Source organism: Paenibacillus sp. ALE3, assembly GCF_054113405.1.
Genome location: NZ_CM134214.1, coordinates 181,555 through 200,000 on the forward strand (window position 1 = coordinate 181,555; position 18,446 = coordinate 200,000).

18 protein-coding genes (1 of these 18 running past the window's edge) are annotated in these 18,446 nt (G+C 40.5%); all 18 read left to right on the forward strand.

The window, feature by feature from the left end:
- Window position 1: 1 nt before the first annotated feature.
- Window positions 2-1,249 (forward strand): glycosyltransferase, encoded by a 1,248-nt coding sequence (locus ACXHJ2_RS00745; protein ID WP_165079705.1) that lies wholly within the window; start codon window positions 2-4, stop codon window positions 1,247-1,249.
- 60 nt (window positions 1,250-1,309) lie between these two features.
- A complete protein-coding gene (locus tag ACXHJ2_RS00750; RefSeq protein ID WP_165079704.1) occupies window positions 1,310-3,442 on the forward strand; it encodes a DUF6020 family protein in 2,133 nt (710 codons plus the stop codon).
- Window positions 3,439-4,152 carry a glycosyltransferase family 2 protein gene (locus tag ACXHJ2_RS00755; RefSeq protein WP_165079703.1) on the forward strand — a complete coding sequence of 238 codons (714 nt, stop codon included), beginning with the start codon at window positions 3,439-3,441 and terminating at the stop codon, window positions 4,150-4,152. Before ACXHJ2_RS00750 ends, ACXHJ2_RS00755 begins: the two co-directional genes overlap by 4 nt.
- Window positions 4,149-4,526 carry a DUF2304 domain-containing protein gene (locus ACXHJ2_RS00760; RefSeq protein WP_165079702.1) on the forward strand — a complete coding sequence of 126 codons (378 nt, stop codon included), beginning with the start codon at window positions 4,149-4,151 and terminating at the stop codon, window positions 4,524-4,526. Before ACXHJ2_RS00755 ends, ACXHJ2_RS00760 begins: the two co-directional genes overlap by 4 nt.
- Window positions 4,516-4,914 carry a GtrA family protein gene (locus ACXHJ2_RS00765; protein ID WP_165079701.1) on the forward strand — a complete coding sequence of 133 codons (399 nt, stop codon included), beginning with the start codon at window positions 4,516-4,518 and terminating at the stop codon, window positions 4,912-4,914. The genes ACXHJ2_RS00760 and ACXHJ2_RS00765 overlap by 11 nt, the downstream gene beginning before the upstream one ends.
- Window positions 4,901-5,392, forward strand: coding sequence for an acyltransferase (locus ACXHJ2_RS00770; RefSeq protein ID WP_274597476.1), 492 nt, complete (start codon window positions 4,901-4,903; stop codon window positions 5,390-5,392). Before ACXHJ2_RS00765 ends, ACXHJ2_RS00770 begins: the two co-directional genes overlap by 14 nt.
- A gap of 25 nt (window positions 5,393-5,417) precedes the next feature.
- Window positions 5,418-6,161, forward strand: coding sequence for a sugar phosphate nucleotidyltransferase (locus tag ACXHJ2_RS00775; protein ID WP_164964456.1), 744 nt, complete (start codon window positions 5,418-5,420; stop codon window positions 6,159-6,161).
- Between the two features lie 37 nt (window positions 6,162-6,198).
- On the forward strand, window positions 6,199-6,747 hold the full coding sequence (gene rfbC / locus ACXHJ2_RS00780; protein WP_058830159.1) for a dTDP-4-dehydrorhamnose 3,5-epimerase: 549 nt from the start codon (window positions 6,199-6,201) through the stop codon (window positions 6,745-6,747).
- Window positions 6,748-6,840: 93 nt separating this feature from the next.
- A complete protein-coding gene (gene rfbB, locus ACXHJ2_RS00785) occupies window positions 6,841-7,860 on the forward strand; it encodes a dTDP-glucose 4,6-dehydratase (RefSeq protein WP_058830158.1) in 1,020 nt (339 codons plus the stop codon).
- A 1-nt stretch (window position 7,861) separates the two neighbouring features.
- The gene (gene rfbD / locus ACXHJ2_RS00790) at window positions 7,862-8,734 is read left to right on the forward strand and encodes a dTDP-4-dehydrorhamnose reductase (protein ID WP_025674868.1); all 873 of its coding nucleotides are present in this window, start codon (window positions 7,862-7,864) and stop codon (window positions 8,732-8,734) included.
- 192 nt (window positions 8,735-8,926) lie between these two features.
- Entirely contained in the window at window positions 8,927-9,838 is a 912-nt protein-coding gene (locus tag ACXHJ2_RS00795) for a glycosyltransferase family 2 protein (RefSeq protein WP_238790992.1), read from the forward strand.
- 197 nt (window positions 9,839-10,035) lie between these two features.
- The gene (locus ACXHJ2_RS00800; protein ID WP_354005523.1) at window positions 10,036-10,113 is read left to right on the forward strand and encodes a putative holin-like toxin; all 78 of its coding nucleotides are present in this window, start codon (window positions 10,036-10,038) and stop codon (window positions 10,111-10,113) included.
- A gap of 370 nt (window positions 10,114-10,483) precedes the next feature.
- Window positions 10,484-11,392, forward strand: a complete 909-nt coding sequence (locus ACXHJ2_RS00805; RefSeq protein WP_058830156.1) for a glycosyltransferase family 2 protein — start codon at window positions 10,484-10,486, stop codon at window positions 11,390-11,392.
- Window positions 11,389-12,789, forward strand: coding sequence for an undecaprenyl-phosphate glucose phosphotransferase (locus ACXHJ2_RS00810; protein ID WP_013373301.1), 1,401 nt, complete (start codon window positions 11,389-11,391; stop codon window positions 12,787-12,789). Before ACXHJ2_RS00805 ends, ACXHJ2_RS00810 begins: the two co-directional genes overlap by 4 nt.
- 221 nt (window positions 12,790-13,010) lie before the next feature.
- On the forward strand, window positions 13,011-13,883 hold the full coding sequence (locus tag ACXHJ2_RS00815) for a phosphatidylinositol-specific phospholipase C/glycerophosphodiester phosphodiesterase family protein (protein WP_058830155.1): 873 nt from the start codon (window positions 13,011-13,013) through the stop codon (window positions 13,881-13,883).
- Window positions 13,884-14,027: 144 nt separating this feature from the next.
- Window positions 14,028-14,720, forward strand: coding sequence for a heptaprenylglyceryl phosphate synthase (gene pcrB / locus ACXHJ2_RS00820; RefSeq protein WP_457874488.1), 693 nt, complete (start codon window positions 14,028-14,030; stop codon window positions 14,718-14,720).
- Window positions 14,721-14,762: 42 nt separating this feature from the next.
- Complete coding sequence (gene pcrA, locus ACXHJ2_RS00825) at window positions 14,763-17,087, forward strand: DNA helicase PcrA (protein ID WP_058830154.1); 2,325 nt, start codon at window positions 14,763-14,765, stop codon at window positions 17,085-17,087.
- Window positions 17,088-17,181: 94 nt separating this feature from the next.
- Window positions 17,182-18,446: the 5' portion of an NAD-dependent DNA ligase LigA gene (gene ligA / locus ACXHJ2_RS00830; RefSeq protein ID WP_058830153.1), read on the forward strand. The gene runs 751 nt beyond the window's last position; only the first 1,265 of its 2,016 coding nucleotides appear in the window; the start codon lies at window positions 17,182-17,184; its stop codon lies beyond the right edge, outside the window.

Sequence of the window (18,446 nt, forward strand, 5' to 3'; positions counted from 1 at the left end):
AATGAAATGGGCTTTCTTATTAGGATCTCCTGATATTAGTGGAGGTTCGTATGTAATTTTTGAACATGCAATAAGAGCAACCAAAAAAGGTGTACTTGTAACAATTATTACTGAAGAAGAAGTTAATATGGAGAGATTACATTGGCATCCTGAAGCTAGGTCTTTAATTTGGAAAACATACAAAGAAGTCGAAAATGATAAATTTGATGTATGTATTGCAACTTGGTGGAGAACTGTTTACGAACTATATCGTGTGACCGCAGAAACATATGCTTATTTTGTTCAGTCTATTGAATCAAGATTTTATGATGAGAATGAGAGATCACTACGGCACTTGGTAGAATCTACCTATCAGCTTCCCTTGCACATAATTACCGAAGCAAAATGGATACAAAAGCATTTAAATGAACACTTTAATAAAAACGCAAAATTAGTGCCCAATGGTATTAGAAAAGATATTTATTCGATTGAAGGTGTTAGACATCAGGCAAGAGAAGAGGGGAAACTTAGGGTTTTAGTAGAAGGGCCAATAGACGTGTCTTTCAAGAATGTTCCAAAAACGATAGAAATCTGCAAACAATCTGACGCTGATGAAGTTTGGTTATTAACTTCAAGTCCGATAAGTTCTTACCCTGGAGTAGACAAAGTATTCTCCCAAGTTCCTATTTTTGAAACAGCTCAAATTTACAGATCTTGTGATGTTATTATCAAACTCAGTTATGTGGAAGGAATGTTTGGTCCTCCTCTCGAGATGTTCCATTGTGGTGGTACCTCGATAACATATAATGTTACAGGCCATGATGAATATATTGTTTCAGATCAGAATGCTTTGGTCGCTGCAAAAGATGATGACAAAGCTGTTTTGAATTTTATAAATAGCTTAAAGCATTCTCCTACTTTATTAAGAGATTTGAAGGATAAAGCTATAGATACTGCTAACAATTGGCCAGGTTGGGACGAATCATCTGAACAATTCTATAAAGCTGTAAAATCAATTTGTGAGGATAATAGTCTTTTTGTTCACAACTCGAAAGATATCATAGAAAAGAAAAGTAAATTTTATTTTCAATGGTATGTGATAGCGGAGGATAATAAAAATGGAAATTCAGGAAAACCAAATATAAGCGACCTCCAGTTTTTTAAATCGTTTGTCCGCAGAAGATTCCCCGTTCTATTTAGACTACTAAGAAATATTAAATATAAGATGAAAGTACGTGCGATAAATAAAAGTAATTATACTGATAAGTAAAAAGAAAGTTTACTTGGAAACTGGCATAAGAAAAGAAAATATTATAAAACGGGGATTAGGATGAATAAATATATCATTAAGTTAAGTTTTGTTTATATTGTTTGTTTTTTATTAAGTATAAGTATAATATATCATTTTGTTCCTAGTATCACTAATAATTTAATTTTGATGTTGTTCTTGCTAGTACTGGGAACATTGACTTTAGGTTTATTTCTCAAGGGCTTTATAATGGGATTTTTATCTTTCTGTCAAATACATTGTAAGCAAGAGAACACAAAAAAAATCTATCTATCTAGTATACTAATGGCGCTCTTGGTGGTTGTTATGTTGCCATTTAATATTTCTGCATATCACATTATCGAGATTCATCCATTAGCACAAAAAAATTCTGCGTCTTTGGGTAAAGAGGTTTGGTTAAAAGAATTAAAAATAGATGACCATAACATACCTATAAATGAAATGTTAATGATAGGTAAGTGGGAGATAATCGAAAACACACCTGTTTATACAGGTGAAGGTGATGCAGAAATAAAATGGAAGGGGGAAATCCAGAAAGATATTAAGCTAAAACTTAGTAATCATCCTTATTCCGGTATCGTTCAAATAACTATAGATGGAAAAAGCCAAATTCTTGATTTATATTCCCCGAAGAATGATTCTAAGGAGTTTATTTTAACTAATCTGAAAGAATTCTCTTTTTGTGAAAAGGGTTTTATTTTACTATCTGATTTATTTCTTTTATCTTTTTTTATGTACATTATAATATTTAACTTAACGCACCGTTCTGATTCAAAACGGATGATCAATAGCAATTACAAGAATGAATTTATATATATCTTACCTATATTTTTTGTGTGGTTAATTTACTTCCTTACTTATTATCCAGGTTTAATGAGTGGAGATTCTTTAGACCAATGGAGACAGCTATCTACTTTAGAATTTGGAGACGCGCATCCGATTTTTGATACTTTAGTTAAATGGTTAATTACCCGGTTATGGTACTCACCAGCACCTATAGTTATAGTACAGTCCATGTACTTATTGTTTGTTCTTTTTCTAGCATTTAGACTTCTTACAAAACTACAAGTTAATAAACGGGTTTTATGGTTATTATCGATAATTTTTGCCCTTTTACCAGTAAATTCAATGATGATGTTAAGTTTATGGAAAGATATTCCCTATAGCATATCCATACTGTTTCTTACTATTGTAGTAGCTACTTTGTATTTTGAAAAAGAAAATTGGTTAAGATCAAATAAGAATATATTTTTACTTGGAATTGCTCTATTTCTTGTGCTGATGTTTAGACATAATGGCATAATTTCTGTCACAGGTACCTCATTACTACTAGCAATAGTTTATAAATCAAATTGGAAGAGAATATTTGGTATGTTTCTAGTAGTGATTTTTATTTTTTTTGGAAGTAAAATGGTGTTGTTGAATTTATTAGACAGTAAACCTAGTCCTACTATTTTAACTGTGAATGTACCGATTCAACAAGTTGCTTCCATGTTGGCAGCTAATGTGGAATTAAATGATTATCAAAAAGAGGTAATAGGCAAAGCTATGAACCCTTCATTATGGGGAGATTATTATAACAAGTTTGTTATTGATCCACTTGTGTTTAATCCAAAATTCAATATGTTAGTTTTTGATGAACCTGGTTATAAAACACAATTTGTGAAAGTATGGATGCAATTAGTCGTTGAGCATCCCGAAATAGCCCTTAAAAGCTGGATCAACCAAACTTCAATTATTTGGAGAATTAGTGAACCATATGGCTCGGCTTCTTTTTTTACAGAACGTGGAATTATTAAGAGTGATCAGGAAAATTTGAAAAATTTCGATTTGCAGACGGACTCACTAGCACCTGAATTATTTGATAAGTTTCAGTATAATTTAGATAGATCGCAACAAACGGATCTGGTATGGTTAATTTGGAGGCCAGCTATTTTTATTTTAATAACAATATTATGCGCTCTAATAATTGGTTTTAGAAATAATTTTAAAAGTATTCTTATTTTTGCACCTGTTATGTTGAATGTATTAGGCTTAGCTTCTGCAATACCAGCACAGCAATCAAGATATTTATATTCTACAATTTTATGTTCTTTCTTTTTGGTTGGTCTTGTTTTCATTAAATTGCCTAGCTCAGATAAAGTAAGTTTGCACCGAGAGGAAGAATTGAGATGAGAATATTGATTATTATTCCGGCTTATAATGAAGGTAGTAGTATTAAAGAGTTAATAGATAACTTAAAAAAAGAAAATGTGGATTTATTAGTAATCAATGATGGCTCAACTGATAGTACTTCTTTAATATGTAGACAAAATAATGTTAATGTCATAGATTTACCCTGTAACTTGGGTATTGGAGGGGCTGTACAGACAGGATATAAATTTGCTTTTAAAGAAAACTATGATATAGCTATTCAGGTGGATGGAGATGGGCAGCATGATCCTAAACAAATCAGACTATTAATTGAACCAATAATAAATGGAAATGCAGATATGGTAATAGGATCGAGATATATAGTGAAAAAAGGATTCCAGTCAACACTTATAAGAAGGATAGGGATAAAGTATTTTAGTCGTTTAATATATGTATTAACCAAAAGAAAAATCACTGATCCTACTTCTGGGTTTAGAGCATGTAATCGTAAAGTAATTACGGTATTTGCCAATGTTTACTATCCAGCTGATTATCCTGAACCCGAATCAATTGTACATTTATTAAGAACGAATCATAAGGTGCAGGAGGTACCCGTGGAAATGATAGAGAGACAAGGTGGGATTTCCTCAATTAGAGCATTTAGATCAATTTACTATATGGTAAAGGTTTCATTTGCAATATTGATTGATGGTTTAAGGGGAAAGAAATTTTATGAGGTTGATCAATTATGATTCCCATTCAGCTGAAATTAATTCTTTTGTTTTTTTGCGTAATGATTCTAGTTATATTAATAAAAAAAATAAAAAAGTATCAGCTAGAATTAAAGTATGCCTTATTATGGATCTTTATTAATCTGGCAGGAATATTTCTTTCAATATTTCCTCATTTTCTATTTTATATTTCTGATTGGTTGTATATAGAAACCCCTGTTAATGCTCTTTTTTTACTTTCGTTGATAGCTTTATTTTTTGTCCTTTATAGTTTAACTGTCGCTTCCTCAAGAAGCTCAAATAAGATAAAAAATTTATCCCAAGAAATAGGTCTTTTGAAAATTGAAATTGAAGAAATGAAAAAAAACAGGATTGTTAGTTCGAATGAGAGCTGATTTATTCCAATTTATAAAGTATGGTTTCGTCGGGGGCATTGGCACTATGCTTCACCTCGTATTGATAATGTTTTTGGTAGAGGTTTTTCATTTCGAGCCACTGACAGCTACAATAATTGGCTATGCGCTTATTATTACATTGACCTATTATATTAATTTGCGTTGGACATTTGGGGTGGTAAATAATACCAGGATTTATTTCCTGCGCTACTGTATAACATCTTTGTTGGGGCTGTTGATTAATCTGATTTTAATGTATTTTATTGTATATATATTTCATATAGTATATTTGGTTGGGCAGTTACTATCTGTTATTGTTGTACCTATTTTTAATTTTATTCTCAATAAACGATGGACTTTTGGAGAAAAAGATATTGAAACAAAATGATATTTTCTTACATTATAAAAAAAAGAGTGGGGTTAAATTCTTGAAAGTATTCCTTAAGGGTGTCTTAGGAAGTTTGGCGAGCATAATAATATGGCCATCGTTTTTAATTGCTTTAATTCATAAAATTAGAGGAGTGAAAATAAAAGACATAACAAAAATTTTTATTGCTTATAATGTTAATATAGATAATATGACACCTGAATTAATTCAAATTGGTGAAGACGTTAAAATCACTCGCAATGTAACGATATTAAGTCATTTTCATCCTACTAAGGCAGCGTCCGAAATATATGGTGAACTAGTGAAAAAAAAAGTAATTATTTGTGATGGGGTTTTTATTGGCGTTGGAGCTATTGTTTTGCCAGGAGTTACAATTGGTGAAGGGGCTATTGTAGGAGCTGGTGCTGTAGTTACAAAAGATGTCCCACCAAATTGTGTTGTTGCTGGCAACCCGGCAAGAGTAATTAAAAGGAAATAGATAAATAAATTAAATAGGAGGAAATATGAAAGGTATAATTCTTGCAGGCGGGACTGGTTCTCGTCTTTTTCCTTTAACCAAAGTGACTAATAAGCACCTGCTTCCTGTCGGTAAGTACCCTATGGTCTTTCACTCCATATATAAGCTGAAAAAAGCCGATATTACAGACATTCTTATTGTAACAGGTAAAGAACATATGGGGGATGTTGTAAGTTTGCTTGGGAGCGGTCGCGATATGGGCGTAACCTTTACATATAAGGTGCAAGACGAAGCCGGTGGTATTGCCCAAGCGTTATACTTGGCAAAACAATTTGTTGGTACGGATCAGATGGTTGTCATTTTAGGGGACAATGTATTTGAGGATGATATCTCTCCTTTTGTACAAAATTTTCGTAAACAGAATGTTGGTGCTAAATTATTATTGCAAAAGGTCCATGACCCGCAGCGATTTGGTGTAGCAGAAATTCAAAATCAACGTATTTTATCTATAGAAGAAAAGCCCCAGGTACCTAAAAGCGATTATGCAGTTACGGGTATTTACATGTTTGACCACGGAGTGTTTGATATTGTTAAAACACTTAAACCTTCGACACGTGGAGAATTAGAAATAACGGACGTAAATAATGCATATATTGCTAACGGAACATTGACCTATGATATTCTTCAAGGTTGGTGGACGGACGCAGGAACGCATACTTCGCTTGCAAGAGCAAATGAACTCACGCAAAACATTATATTTGGTGAGGAATTTGGTAAATTAAAGTTGTAAGGGGAAGTTTTAAAGCATTGAGGAAAGAAGGTATATTATGAAGGTGATACCTTTAAGATTGGCAGACGCTAGTGTAATAGAACCAATTGTTCATGGTGATCAACGTGGTTTTTTTATGGAAAGTTATAATCAACAGGTAATGCAAGGTAAGGGGATTACTCATACGTTTATACAAGATAACCAATCACTTTCTGCTGATGCAGGAGTTATACGTGGGTTGCATTACCAATTAAATCCGAAGGCACAAACTAAACTTATCAGGGTAATCACAGGTGCTATCTATGATGTGATTCTGGACATTCGAAAAAGCTCTCCTACGTTTGGACAATGGATGAGTGTCATTCTAAGTGAGTATAATCATCGCCAGTTGCTGGTGCCAAAGGGGTTTGCTCATGGTTTTTGTACGCTTGTTCCAAATACGCAGGTGTTGTATAAGGTTGATGAATATTACTCTCCTTTACACGACAGAGGGATACTGTGGAATGACCCCGCATTGAGTATTGATTGGCCTACCTCCAAGGCGATACTTTCAGAGAAGGATAAACAGCAGCCATTACTGAAAGATGCGGAAATCAATTTTGATTAGAAATTAATACAAAAAATTAATATTTTGTATGCTTTTGAGCTAATAAAATGGTTCAGAAGTCTATTATTACATTGCTCAGTACAGGAGGCTTGTATGAAACTTCTTGTCACCGGCGGTGCCGGATTTATTGGCAGTAACTTTGTATTGTATATGTTAAAGCAGCATCCAGATTATGAAATCGTGAATGTGGATGCCCTCACCTATGCAGGTAACTTGGAAAATTTGAAATCCATCGAAGATCATCCCAAACATACCTTTGTGAAAGCAGATATTACTGATGCACAAGTGATGGACCAACTGATGCAGCAGGGAATTGATGTGGTGGTGAATTTTGCGGCAGAGTCGCATGTGGATCGGAGTATTTTGGAGCCGGAAGTGTTTGTGAAAACAAACGTATTGGGGACACAGGTGTTACTGGATGCCGCCAAAAAATATAATGTGACCAAATTTGTACAGGTATCGACAGATGAAGTATACGGTTCACTGGGTGAAACCGGATTGTTCACAGAGGAAACTCCATTGCAGCCTAATAGTCCCTATTCTGCTTCCAAGGCAGGCGGTGATCTGTTAGTTCGTGCATATCATGAAACCTTCGGTTTGCCAGTGAATATCACACGTTGTTCTAATAACTACGGCCCATATCAATTCCCAGAAAAACTGATTCCGTTAATGATCTCACGTGCGTTGAGTGATCAACAGCTACCTGTGTATGGGGATGGCTTGAACATTCGCGATTGGTTGTATGTAGAGGATCACTGCAGCGCAATTGATCTGGTCATTCATCAGGGCAAGCTGGGTGAAGTGTACAATATCGGGGGAAATAACGAGCGAACGAATGTGCATATCGTTAAAACGGTATTGGAGGAGCTGGGCAAGCCAGAATCTCTAATTTCGTATGTGCAGGATCGTCCGGGTCACGACCGCCGTTACGGTATTGACCCGAGCAAAACCATGAACGAGCTGGGTTGGAAGCCCAAGCACTCTTTTGAGACCGGCATTAAAGAAACGATTCGCTGGTACTTGGACAATGAGGAATGGTGGACTCGCATTCAATCTGGTGAATATCAGCAATATTATGCTAAGCAGTATGGTTCACGCTTAGGTGACGTGTAAAATGAGAATATTGGTTACTGGGGCATCCGGCCAGCTCGGCAAGGATGTGGTAAAGGTCTTCCAAGAGCAAGGGCATGATATTCTTGGATATGATCGGGAACAGCTGGATATTACGGATTTGGACCAAGCGATGAAAATAGTAGGACAATATCAGCCTGAAGCTGTAATCCACTGTGCAGCGTATACAGCGGTGGATGCGGCGGAGACTGATATGGATAGAGCTTATCAAGTAAATGCGGCAGGGACACGTAATATGGTACTGGCGGCAGAAGAAGTAGGAGCTAAACTGGTTTATATCAGTACAGATTATGTATTTGATGGGACCACCGAGCAGCCTTATCACGAATATGATAATACGAATCCACAGAGTATCTATGGGAAGTCCAAACGGGCGGGAGAGGTGTTAACCGAGACGCTTTCCTCTAGGTACTTTATTGTTCGGACGTCATGGGTCTATGGGTTGTACGGGAACAATTTCGTTAAAACCATGTTGAAGCTTGGACAAGAGAAGTCGCAACTTCAGGTGGTAAATGATCAGAAGGGTTCACCTACCTATACGGTGGATTTGGCACGTTTTTTGGCGGAATTGATTCAAACAGAGAAGTATGGCGTATATCATGCATCCAATAGCGGTTCTTGCACCTGGTACGAGTTCACACAAGCTATTTTTCAGGATGCCGCAGAGCTATATGCTGTAAAGGTCACAGCAAATTTAGAACCGTGCAGCACCGAGCAGTTTCCCAGACCCGCAGCGCGGCCACGTAATTCCGTGATGGAGCATATTGCGATCCGGACCAACGGATTCCACGATTTACAGGATTGGCGCAAGGGATTGCGTGACTTTTTGCAGGAGTATTTTGATGAATCTGAATAATTAAAACTTTATTATAGCTATCGAAAATCTCCCATCATTTCAGGATTGGGAGATTTTATTATATTAAAGACTATGTTGATTAAGGACGATGAGCATTATAATGTATAGGCAGGTGGGACATACATGTCCCCGTAGCCCATATTTTCAAAGAAGGAGGGCATTACTCTGAACAAACCTAACGTACAAGTTTTATTGTCTACATATAATGGAGCAGCTTACTTAGATGAGCAGGTAGAAAGTCTCATCAATCAAAAAGACGTAGAAGTGCAGATTCTAATCCGTGATGATGGCTCGACAGATGATACGGTAGCCAAGTTGATTACACTGGAGCAACACTATCCTCAACAGATTAGGTTATGCCTCAAGAGCAATGTAGGTGTTATTACGAGCTTTTTTGATCTGATTCAAAGATCTTCCGAGACATTCGACTATTATGCTTTTTGTGATCAGGATGATGTGTGGATGCCGAAAAAGCTTGCTCGGGCTGTAGCTCAGCTCAGGGAAAAGGATGAGAGCCGCCCGCTGATGTACTGTTCTGCTACCCAAATGGTCTCTCAAAACTTGGAACCCCTCAAGGTATGGCCAGCCGATATTCCCAGACCTTTATCCTTATATAATGCTCTCATCGAGAATGTATGTGTAGGTTGTACCATGGTAATCAATAAACAAACACTTCAGTTCGTGAAAACGAGAATGCCAGATACTTTGGATAACATTATCATGCATGACTGGTGGATTTACTTATGTACCGCCGCTTTTGGTGAGGTCGTTTTTGATCCTGAGCCGTCCATTTGGTATCGGCAGCATCAAAACAATGTGCTCGGAGGGTCAACGGATGGCTGGATCGGCAAGTGGAGGAAGAGACTAAGTAGATTTGTGAAAGGAAAAAACCGCTATATTTTAAGTAAGCAAGCCCGGCAATTTGTTCAACTATATGGACAAGACATGCCTTCTCAATTGTACAGAGATGTGGATCAATTCCTGGATAGCTACCAAAAGGGTGTGCTTTCTCGTATGAGATATATTGGGCAATCTCCATTCTATAGGCAGTCACGGTTGGACAACTGGATTTATAAGTTAGTTTTTATATTGGGGAAATTATAGAAGATGGAAAGGAAAATATTGAAACTTTTTTCCATATAGAGCGTCAAATAATCAAAGGTGCAAATGAATGCTAGATAAAATACCATCGAATGCGTGTTCCTTTTTGGAAATATATAGTATAATTGAAACGTGCAACCGATAGAGCTGGCAAGGGCGGTCGGCTAACTCTCCCGAGGAGGGGGGTGAAGCCTGTGACAGTGTTTGAGGCGCTCAGTTTAATGCTGACGTTCGGGGCGTTAATCGTCACACTGTTAGAGTTTAACAAACGAAAATAGACCGCCCCCGCAAGGAAGGGTCTATTTTCGGCCTGATTGTTCTAAAACCGTCCGCTCTTGGAGCGTTGGTTGCGCGGGGCTGGCTGGCACCAGCCCTTTTTCCATGTATATCTTACCACGATGAAATTTAGACCTCAACCGAGGATTTTACAAAAATCTAATAAACGACTTCCAATGAACAATATATAGATCGAAATGGTTTCGTTTGTCTATATTTGTACTTTGGAGCGACTGGAATCGAATTTTGTGAAATTCTACTAACTATGCAAGGTTACAAGTTATGTGCTTTTTTGCGCCCCGTGGCCTGCACGGTATGCTATAATAGGCGATAGTAGAATAGATTACTGAATTTGTCAGGAGCGTTTTAAATATGGATGTAAGCATACTGGTCGTCAACTATAATACGTGTCGATTGACGCTGGATTGTTTGCAGTCAGTGTATGCGTCAAAGACGCAGTATCGATATGAAGTCATTGTTATCGATAATCACTCCAGTGACGGGTCTGTTGAGGCTATTCGTGCTGCGTACCCGGATATTACATTGATAGCTAATAAGGATAATACAGGGTTTGCCAAGGCGAACAATCAGGGGATGGAAGTAGCTAGCGGGCGTTATGTATTGCTATTGAACTCCGATACGTTGGTGCAGCCGGATACGCTGGATACAATGGTTCAGTTTATGGATACACACCCGGAGATGGGGGCATCGGGCTGTAAGGTCATTCTGCCGGATGGCTCGCTAGACAAGGCTTGTAAGCGAGGGTTTCCAACGCCGTCGGCGTCTTTTTACTATGCTTTCGGCTGGTCGAAGCGTTACCCGGATAACCCGAAGTACAACCAATATCAGCTTGGGCATCTAAGCCCCGATGATGAGTATCCTGTAGATGTACTGGTTGGTGCTTTTATGCTGGTGCGTAAGGAGACGATTGACCAGGTCGGCGGATTGGACGAAACCTTTTTTATGTATGGTGAGGATATAGACTGGTGTTATCGGATTAAACAAGCCGGTTGGGGCATTTACTACTACCCACGCACATATATTATTCATATCAAAGGAGGCAGTGCTCGCCGTCGTCCTTTGAAAATTATTTATGAGTTTCATAGAGCGATGTGGGTATTTCATCGTAAGCATTATAAACAGCAATACAGCTGGATCACTAACATGGCTGTATATACGGGAATTACGGTGAAGTTTGGAATGGCTTTTCTTAAAAATAAGTTGTCTGCACCGGTTAAGCCGGACGGCGGGGAACAATCTCGTACTGAGGTGAAAGCATGATACGCAGAAATCAGCGTTTTTTAACCCAATTATATATTGTGGCGGATTTCGCGGTCATTCAGTTATCTTTTCTGATCGCTTGGTTTTTCAAATTTGAAAGTGAATGGATCACTTATAAAGAGCCGCTTCCTATTCAAGTATATGGAGGGTGGAGCTTAATATACGGTCTGATTGCTGTAGTGCTGGGGATGTTATTCTCACTCTATTCGCCAAAGCGCAAAAAGAGGTTTGCAGATGATGTATTTCGCGTTACCCAGATTCACATTGTTGGTCTGTTTGTGCTGTTGAGTGTAATGTTTTTCGTAAAGCAAATCGACATCTCGCGGTCCTACCTGGCGATCTATATGGTTGGTAATGTGCTGATTATTTTGTTTTATCGTTATTTTTTGAAGCAAATTCTTAAAATTCTCCGTCAAAAAGGATACAATAAGCAATTCATGCTCATTCTTGGAGCAGGTTCTTTAGGCCAACGATTTTATCATAATCTTGGACAATATCCTGATTTAGGCTATGAAGTAGTAGGGTTTCTGGATGATAAACGGCATTGGAACGAAGAGGAAGAGGCTCATTTTCGCCCGATTCTCGGAGGATTAGATCAGTTGGAGGCAACGCTGTCGCGCCTGATGATTGATGAGGTCATTCTGGCGTTGCCGCTGGATGCTCATGATAAGTATCCCAAGATTATCAACATGTGTGAAAAGGCTGGAGTGCGCACGCTTATTATTCCCGATTTCTTTGATTATTTGCCGGCACGACCTTACTTTGACAACTTTGCAGGTATGCCGATGATCAATGTACGAGATATTCCACTGGATGTAGCAGGGAATCGATTGTTTAAGCGTCTGTTTGATATTTTATTTTCTTTATTCGCCATTATTCTGACCTCTCCCATTATGCTGGCCGTGGCGATTGGTGTGAAGGTCACATCGAGAGGCCCCATTATTTTTAAGCAGGAGCGGGTAGGCTTGAATCGTCGCACCTTCCGGATGTACAAATTTCGTTCGATGAGGGTACTGCCACCTGGAACTGAAGATACGGGCTGGACGACTGCTAATGACCCAAGACGCACACGTTTTGGTACTTTTATTCGTAAAACGAGTCTCGATGAGCTGCCACAGTTTTTCAACGTACTGTTAGGTGATATGAGTGTCGTTGGTCCACGTCCGGAACGGCCCTATTATGTGGATCAATTCCGTGAGGAAATTCCAAAATACATGGTGAAGCATCATGTTCGTCCTGGAATTACAGGTTGGGCACAGAGTAACGGGTTACGTGGAGATACATCTATTGAGGAACGGATTAAGCACGACATCTTCTATATTGAGAACTGGTCGCTCTTATTCGATATTAAAATTATTTTTCGTACAATCCGTAACGGCTTCAAAAACGCTTATTAATTCAGAGCACCCTTCGGCTTAGCCGGAGGGTATTTTTGTGTCTATTACACTTCCATAGCCAACGTCCCGAGATTTCAATAATAAGGCCAATGAATACGCGCTTCACCAGTTCAGCACTATTTTGCCTACTTATATGTACATTTTTTAGTTCAGCTGATATAGAGCTGTTTTGAGTAGGTGTATGTAGGGTATTGACCTGTACGAAAAGGATGTGACACCCTATGAAACGAGTGATTGCTGCGGTTATTCTTTTAATGTTAATCGGTACATTTTTACTGGCTTATAAAGGACAATCTACAGAAGAACATACTGGCTTTACCACACACCGCGTAATTTCGCATGCCATGGGAGCCGTTGATGGTTTGGCTTATACCAATGCGCGTGAAGCGTTTGTAGAAAATTATAAAAAAGGCAGCCGTGTATTCGAGGTCGACCTGATGTTTACTTCGGATGGACATTTGGTGGCACGCCATGAATGGACAGAATCCTTTACAAAACAAATGCAACAGGAACACGCAGTTGCTACAGAGCAGGGCGGAAAGCCTTGGAGCTATCATCAATTTAAAAACACCCCTATACACGGTTCCTATACTCCACTAGATTGGAAGGATGTATTGGATTTATTGGAAAAGTACCCGGATGCCTATATTGTGACCGATACGAAAGAACAGGACTCTGCCCAAATCAAACGGTTGTTTGCGCAACTGACCCGTCAGGCTCAGGAGAAAAATCCCGAACTTTTATCTCGTATTGTCCCTCAAATTTATAATGAGGAAATGCTGCAAACGTTACGGAGTATCTATCCTTATACATCCATTATTTATACGCTCTATGCTACAGAAGATACGGATGACCAGATCATTCAATTTGTTCAACAACATGATATAACGGAAGTAACTTTACCGGAAAATCGCGTGAATGGTGCCTTAGTTGAAAGTTTGCGTCAGGCAGGGGCAGTGTGCTATGTAAATACGATTAACGAGTTGAAGGATGCTACTGAGTACGAACAGATGGGTGTAAGAGGTTTCTATACAGACGTTTTAACGGAAAAAGAACTTAGTAGAGGCAGTTGGTTGTATGCGCTGAGACCATAAGCTGTCTGAACTCGGTGTTCCCATTTGATACGAACATTGACACCTTTTAAGCACTGTCATAGACTTAGCATAGAACGCTTTTGGATATTAAAATTCGGCTCGTCTGGATGATGATAAAAGCAATGGATGCTGGAGGAATGTGTGTTGGCAGATTCAATTCAATCATGGAGGCATGTATTTAAGCTTGATCCTGACAAGGAACTGAATGATGAAGCGCTTGATGCCGTGTGTATGTCTGGTACGGACGCCATTATGGTAGGCGGTTCATCGGGCGTAACGTATGAAAATACGGTGGATTTGCTGTCACGGGTTCGGCGTTACGAGGTGCCGTGTGTGCTTGAGGTATCCGATCTGGAAGCTGTAGTGCCGGGGTTTGATCTGTATATGATTCCCATGGTGCTGAATACCAGTGACAGTAATTGGATCATGGGCCAGCACCAACGTGCGATTGAGCAATTTGGTTATATGATCCCTTGGGATTTGCTTGTGACGGAAGGATATATTGTTTTGAACGGTGATTCCACCGTCGCTAAGCTTACCAGTGCGGATACTTCGCTGAGTGCTTCTGCTGCCGCTTCATATGCACAGATTGCTGACAAGCTTATGCATCTACCGATTGTATATGTGGAATATAGCGGTGTCTTTGGAGATATGGAGCTGGTACAACAAATACATCGTGGTATGGAGCGATCTCGTGTCCTATACGGAGGAGGGATCGTGGATAAATCTACCGCGTTACAAGCAGCAGCTGTTTGTGACACCATTGTAGTAGGAAACATTATTTATCGTGATTTGGCGAAAGCGCTGGAGACGGTAGCTGTGAAATTGGAAGTATAGAGCGTGAATTTTATGAAGGCTTAGAGAAAGGAGCATGCACGCATGCAATCAATAGATATACACGAGGCGGTAGCTCGCCTTAATCAGCCTCAGCGTCAGGCCGTGGAGGCTGTAGATGGTCCGCTGCTGATTATGGCTGGCGCAGGCAGTGGTAAGACACGGGTGCTCACGCACCGAATAGCTTACCTCATTGCGACCCGCAAGACGGCTCCATGGGGGATTTTGGCGATTACCTTTACGAACAAGGCCGCGCGAGAAATGCAGGATCGCGTATCCAAGCTAATTGGCCCGCAGGGGAGAGATGTGTGGGTATCCACCTTTCACTCCATGTGTGTGCGTATTTTACGCCGGGATATTGAGCGGATCGGATTTACCTCCAATTTCAGCATCTTGGATTCTACGGATCAATTGTCTGTCATTCGGAGCTGCATGAAGGACTTGAATATAGATACTAAGAAGTTTGAACCCAAAGCGGTTCAGTCTATGATGAGTACGGCTAAAAATGAATTGGTCACTCCCGAAATGTATGAGCGCAAGATTGGCGATTATTTTGAAGGAATTGTGGCGAAGGTATATACCAAGTATCAACAACGGCTCAAAAATAACAACTCTCTTGATTTTGATGATCTGATCATGGCAACGATTCAGCTCTTTAAAGAAGTGCCTGAGGTGCTTGATTTCTACCAAAAGAAATTTCAATACATTCATGTTGATGAATATCAGGATACGAACCGTGCGCAGTACATGCTGTGCAAAATGCTGGCTGACAAGCATCACCGGCTATGCGTTGTAGGTGACAGCGACCAATCCATCTATCGGTGGCGGGGGGCGGATATTAGCAACATTTTGAACTTTGAAGAGGATTACCCAGAAGCACGTACTATTTTGTTGGAGCAGAACTATCGCTCAACTTCGAATATTCTTAATGCGGCTAACGAAGTCATTGGCCAAAATACAGGCCGTAAGCCGAAAAAACTATGGACCGACAAAGAAGGCGGTGCCAAGATTAAGGTTTATCGTGCTGACTCCGAACATGACGAAGGCTACTTTATCGCCTCAGAAATTCATAAGAATATAAAGGCGGGCAAAACCTATAGCCATCATGCTATTTTGTACCGTACGAATGCCCAGTCTCGGGTAGTCGAGGAAATTTTGATTAAATCGGATATTCCTTACCAAATCGTGGGCGGAATCAAGTTCTATGATCGTAAAGAGATTAAGGATTTACTGGCGTATCTTCGCCTACTGTCCAATCCTGACGACGATATCAGCTTGATCCGAATCATTAATGTGCCGAAACGAAGCATCGGCGACACAACGGTCGGCAAATTGCAGGCAGCTGCGGCGGAACGTGGGGTTTCAATTTTCCGTGTGCTTCAAGTGGTGGATGACTTGGGCTTTGCTGGGCGCACACGCAATGCGCTTGTAGAGTTTTACGATATGATCGAGGGTTTAAGTCGGATGGTGGATTATCTGTCAGTTACTGAGCTGACCGAAAAAATGCTGGAAACCACTCAATATCGAATGGAACTGCAAAACGAGAATACACTTGAGTCACGCTCGCGTTTGGAGAATATTGATGAGTTTCTGTCGGTAACCATGGAATTTGAAAAAGGGACGGAAGACAAGTCGCTTGTCTCCTTCCTGACCGATCTTGCTCTGATTGCCGATATTGATTCCATGAATGACGATGAAGAGGAGCAAAGTGATGCGGTTGTATTAATGACCATGCATAGCGCCAAAGGATTGGAGTTTCCTATCGTATTTATCGTCGGTATGGAGGAGGGGGTATTCCCTCACAGCAGGGCCTTTTTGGATAATGAAGAGCTGGAAGAAGAGCGCAGATTGGCGTATGTCGGGATTACCCGTGCTGAGGAGCAGTTGTTCCTCACATGCGCACAGATGCGCACTCTGTTTGGACGTACCACAGCTAACCCGCCTTCCCGCTTTCTCGAAGAGATTCCGGATGAGTTAAAAGAGGATACGATCATCAAGCGTGACCGCTACCGTCGTTCAGGCAATGTAGGCGGATCTTATGGTGGCCGCGGACTGGGCAAAAGCAGTGGCAGCAACTTTGGTGGAGAGCGCTCGTTTGATACGATGAGCCGTAGTGGCTCGTCTGCTTCCGCGTCGCCCCGCGTAACAGTGACCACTTCCTCGCCCGCAAAACCAACTTCGACTGCTTCGACAGGAGGTCCATCCATTTTTGCTGCCGGAGACAAGGTACAGCATGGCAAATGGGGAATTGGAACCATTGTAGCTGTAAAAGGGACGGGCAATGATATGGAACTTCAAATTGCTTTCCCGGCTCCAGTAGGGGTTAAGCGACTGTTGGCTGGCTTTGCGCCGATTACAAAAGTAGAATAAATCTTAAATCTCAAATTTCATTAAATCTCGAACCTCATAGGGCAGCTTGGCTTAGGCCTCTGCCCTAATGAAGTTCCCGGAGGGATACGCCTGCATGAACCCAATGCACAGGATGGAGCAGCTTGTTGCTGAACTGAACACATATAACTATCACTACTATACATTGGATGACCCCCAGATCAGCGACAAAGAATATGATGTGCTTTATGACGAACTGGTAGCACTTGAACAAACAAGCGGTCTTGTACTGCCGGATTCGCCAACACAGCGTGTGGGTGGGGAGATACTCAAGGGCTTCACACCGCATCGCCACCTCGCTCCATTATGGAGCCTTGATAAAGCTCAGAATATGGAGCAGCTGCGTGCATGGAACGCGCGTGTCGTGAAGCTGGTCAATGATTACAATACCAAGAACCCGGAGCAACCCTTGCCATCTCCAGGCTATGCGATAGAACTAAAATTTGATGGACTGACGCTGAACCTGACGTACACGGATGGACAACTGGTGCAGGCTTCTACCCGTGGTAATGGTGTGGTAGGTGAGGGGATACTGGCACAGGTAAAGACGATTAAATCCGTGCCACTTAAAATTCCTTTTCAAAATGGAACTATTGAGGTGCAGGGAGAAGGGATCATGAATCTCTCCGTACTGTCCAATTATAATGAGAAGGCCGTAGAGCCTCTTAAAAATGCACGAAATGCCGCAGCAGGGGCTTTGCGTAACTTGAATCCCAAAGTAACAGCAGAGCGGCGTTTGAATGCATTTTTCTATAATGTAGGCTATGCGGACCGTATTCAGTTTAACAGCCACCAGGAGATGATGACCTTCCTGCGTGAAAATCATTTCAAGGTAAACCCATACCTAACTTACTTTGATAATTTTGATGATGTAATGGAGCAGTTAATTGAGATTGAAGAATCCCGTGCCGGTTTGGATTATCTTATTGATGGGGCAGTATTGAAAATTACAGATATGCGCACACGTGAGGTTCTCGGATATACCGATAAATTCCCACGCTGGGCGGTGGCATATAAGTTCGAAGCAGAGGAAACGACTACGGTGCTTAACTCGGTCGAGTGGAATGTAGGAAGAACCGGGAAGATCACTCCACTGGCTAGGGTAGAACCGGTAGAGCTGGCGGGAGTCACTGTACAAAATTGTACGCTGAACAATGCTGGTGATATCGAGCGTAAGAATCTGAAGTTTGCCTTGGGGGCGCGTGTGTTTATTCGTCGCTCAAACGATGTTATTCCTGAGATTTTGGGAAAAGTAACATCTGAGAACGATGGGGAGGAAATTGTTGTTCCAGAGCATTGTCCAGCTTGTGGATTTCCGTTGCAGCAGCGAGGCGCCCATTT

What these genes read in the sequence shown, in the direction of transcription:
- ACXHJ2_RS00755 (WP_165079703.1), top strand. Translation starts at nt 3,439, where the DNA reads ATGAGAATATTGATTATTATTCCGGCTTATAATGAAGGTAGTAGTATT.
- rfbC (WP_058830159.1), top strand. Translation starts at nt 6,199, where the DNA reads ATGAAGGTGATACCTTTAAGATTGGCAGACGCTAGTGTAATAGAACCA.
- ACXHJ2_RS00750 (WP_165079704.1), top strand. Translation starts at nt 1,310, where the DNA reads ATGAATAAATATATCATTAAGTTAAGTTTTGTTTATATTGTTTGTTTT.
- pcrA (WP_058830154.1), top strand. Translation starts at nt 14,763, where the DNA reads ATGCAATCAATAGATATACACGAGGCGGTAGCTCGCCTTAATCAGCCT.
- ACXHJ2_RS00810 (WP_013373301.1), top strand. Translation starts at nt 11,389, where the DNA reads ATGATACGCAGAAATCAGCGTTTTTTAACCCAATTATATATTGTGGCG.
- ACXHJ2_RS00815 (WP_058830155.1), top strand. Translation starts at nt 13,011, where the DNA reads ATGAAACGAGTGATTGCTGCGGTTATTCTTTTAATGTTAATCGGTACA.
- rfbD (WP_025674868.1), top strand. Translation starts at nt 7,862, where the DNA reads ATGAGAATATTGGTTACTGGGGCATCCGGCCAGCTCGGCAAGGATGTG.
- ACXHJ2_RS00760 (WP_165079702.1), top strand. Translation starts at nt 4,149, where the DNA reads ATGATTCCCATTCAGCTGAAATTAATTCTTTTGTTTTTTTGCGTAATG.
- ACXHJ2_RS00745 (WP_165079705.1), top strand. Translation starts at nt 2, where the DNA reads ATGAAATGGGCTTTCTTATTAGGATCTCCTGATATTAGTGGAGGTTCG.
- ACXHJ2_RS00775 (WP_164964456.1), top strand. Translation starts at nt 5,418, where the DNA reads ATGAAAGGTATAATTCTTGCAGGCGGGACTGGTTCTCGTCTTTTTCCT.
- ACXHJ2_RS00805 (WP_058830156.1), top strand. Translation starts at nt 10,484, where the DNA reads ATGGATGTAAGCATACTGGTCGTCAACTATAATACGTGTCGATTGACG.
- ACXHJ2_RS00765 (WP_165079701.1), top strand. Translation starts at nt 4,516, where the DNA reads ATGAGAGCTGATTTATTCCAATTTATAAAGTATGGTTTCGTCGGGGGC.
- rfbB (WP_058830158.1), top strand. Translation starts at nt 6,841, where the DNA reads ATGAAACTTCTTGTCACCGGCGGTGCCGGATTTATTGGCAGTAACTTT.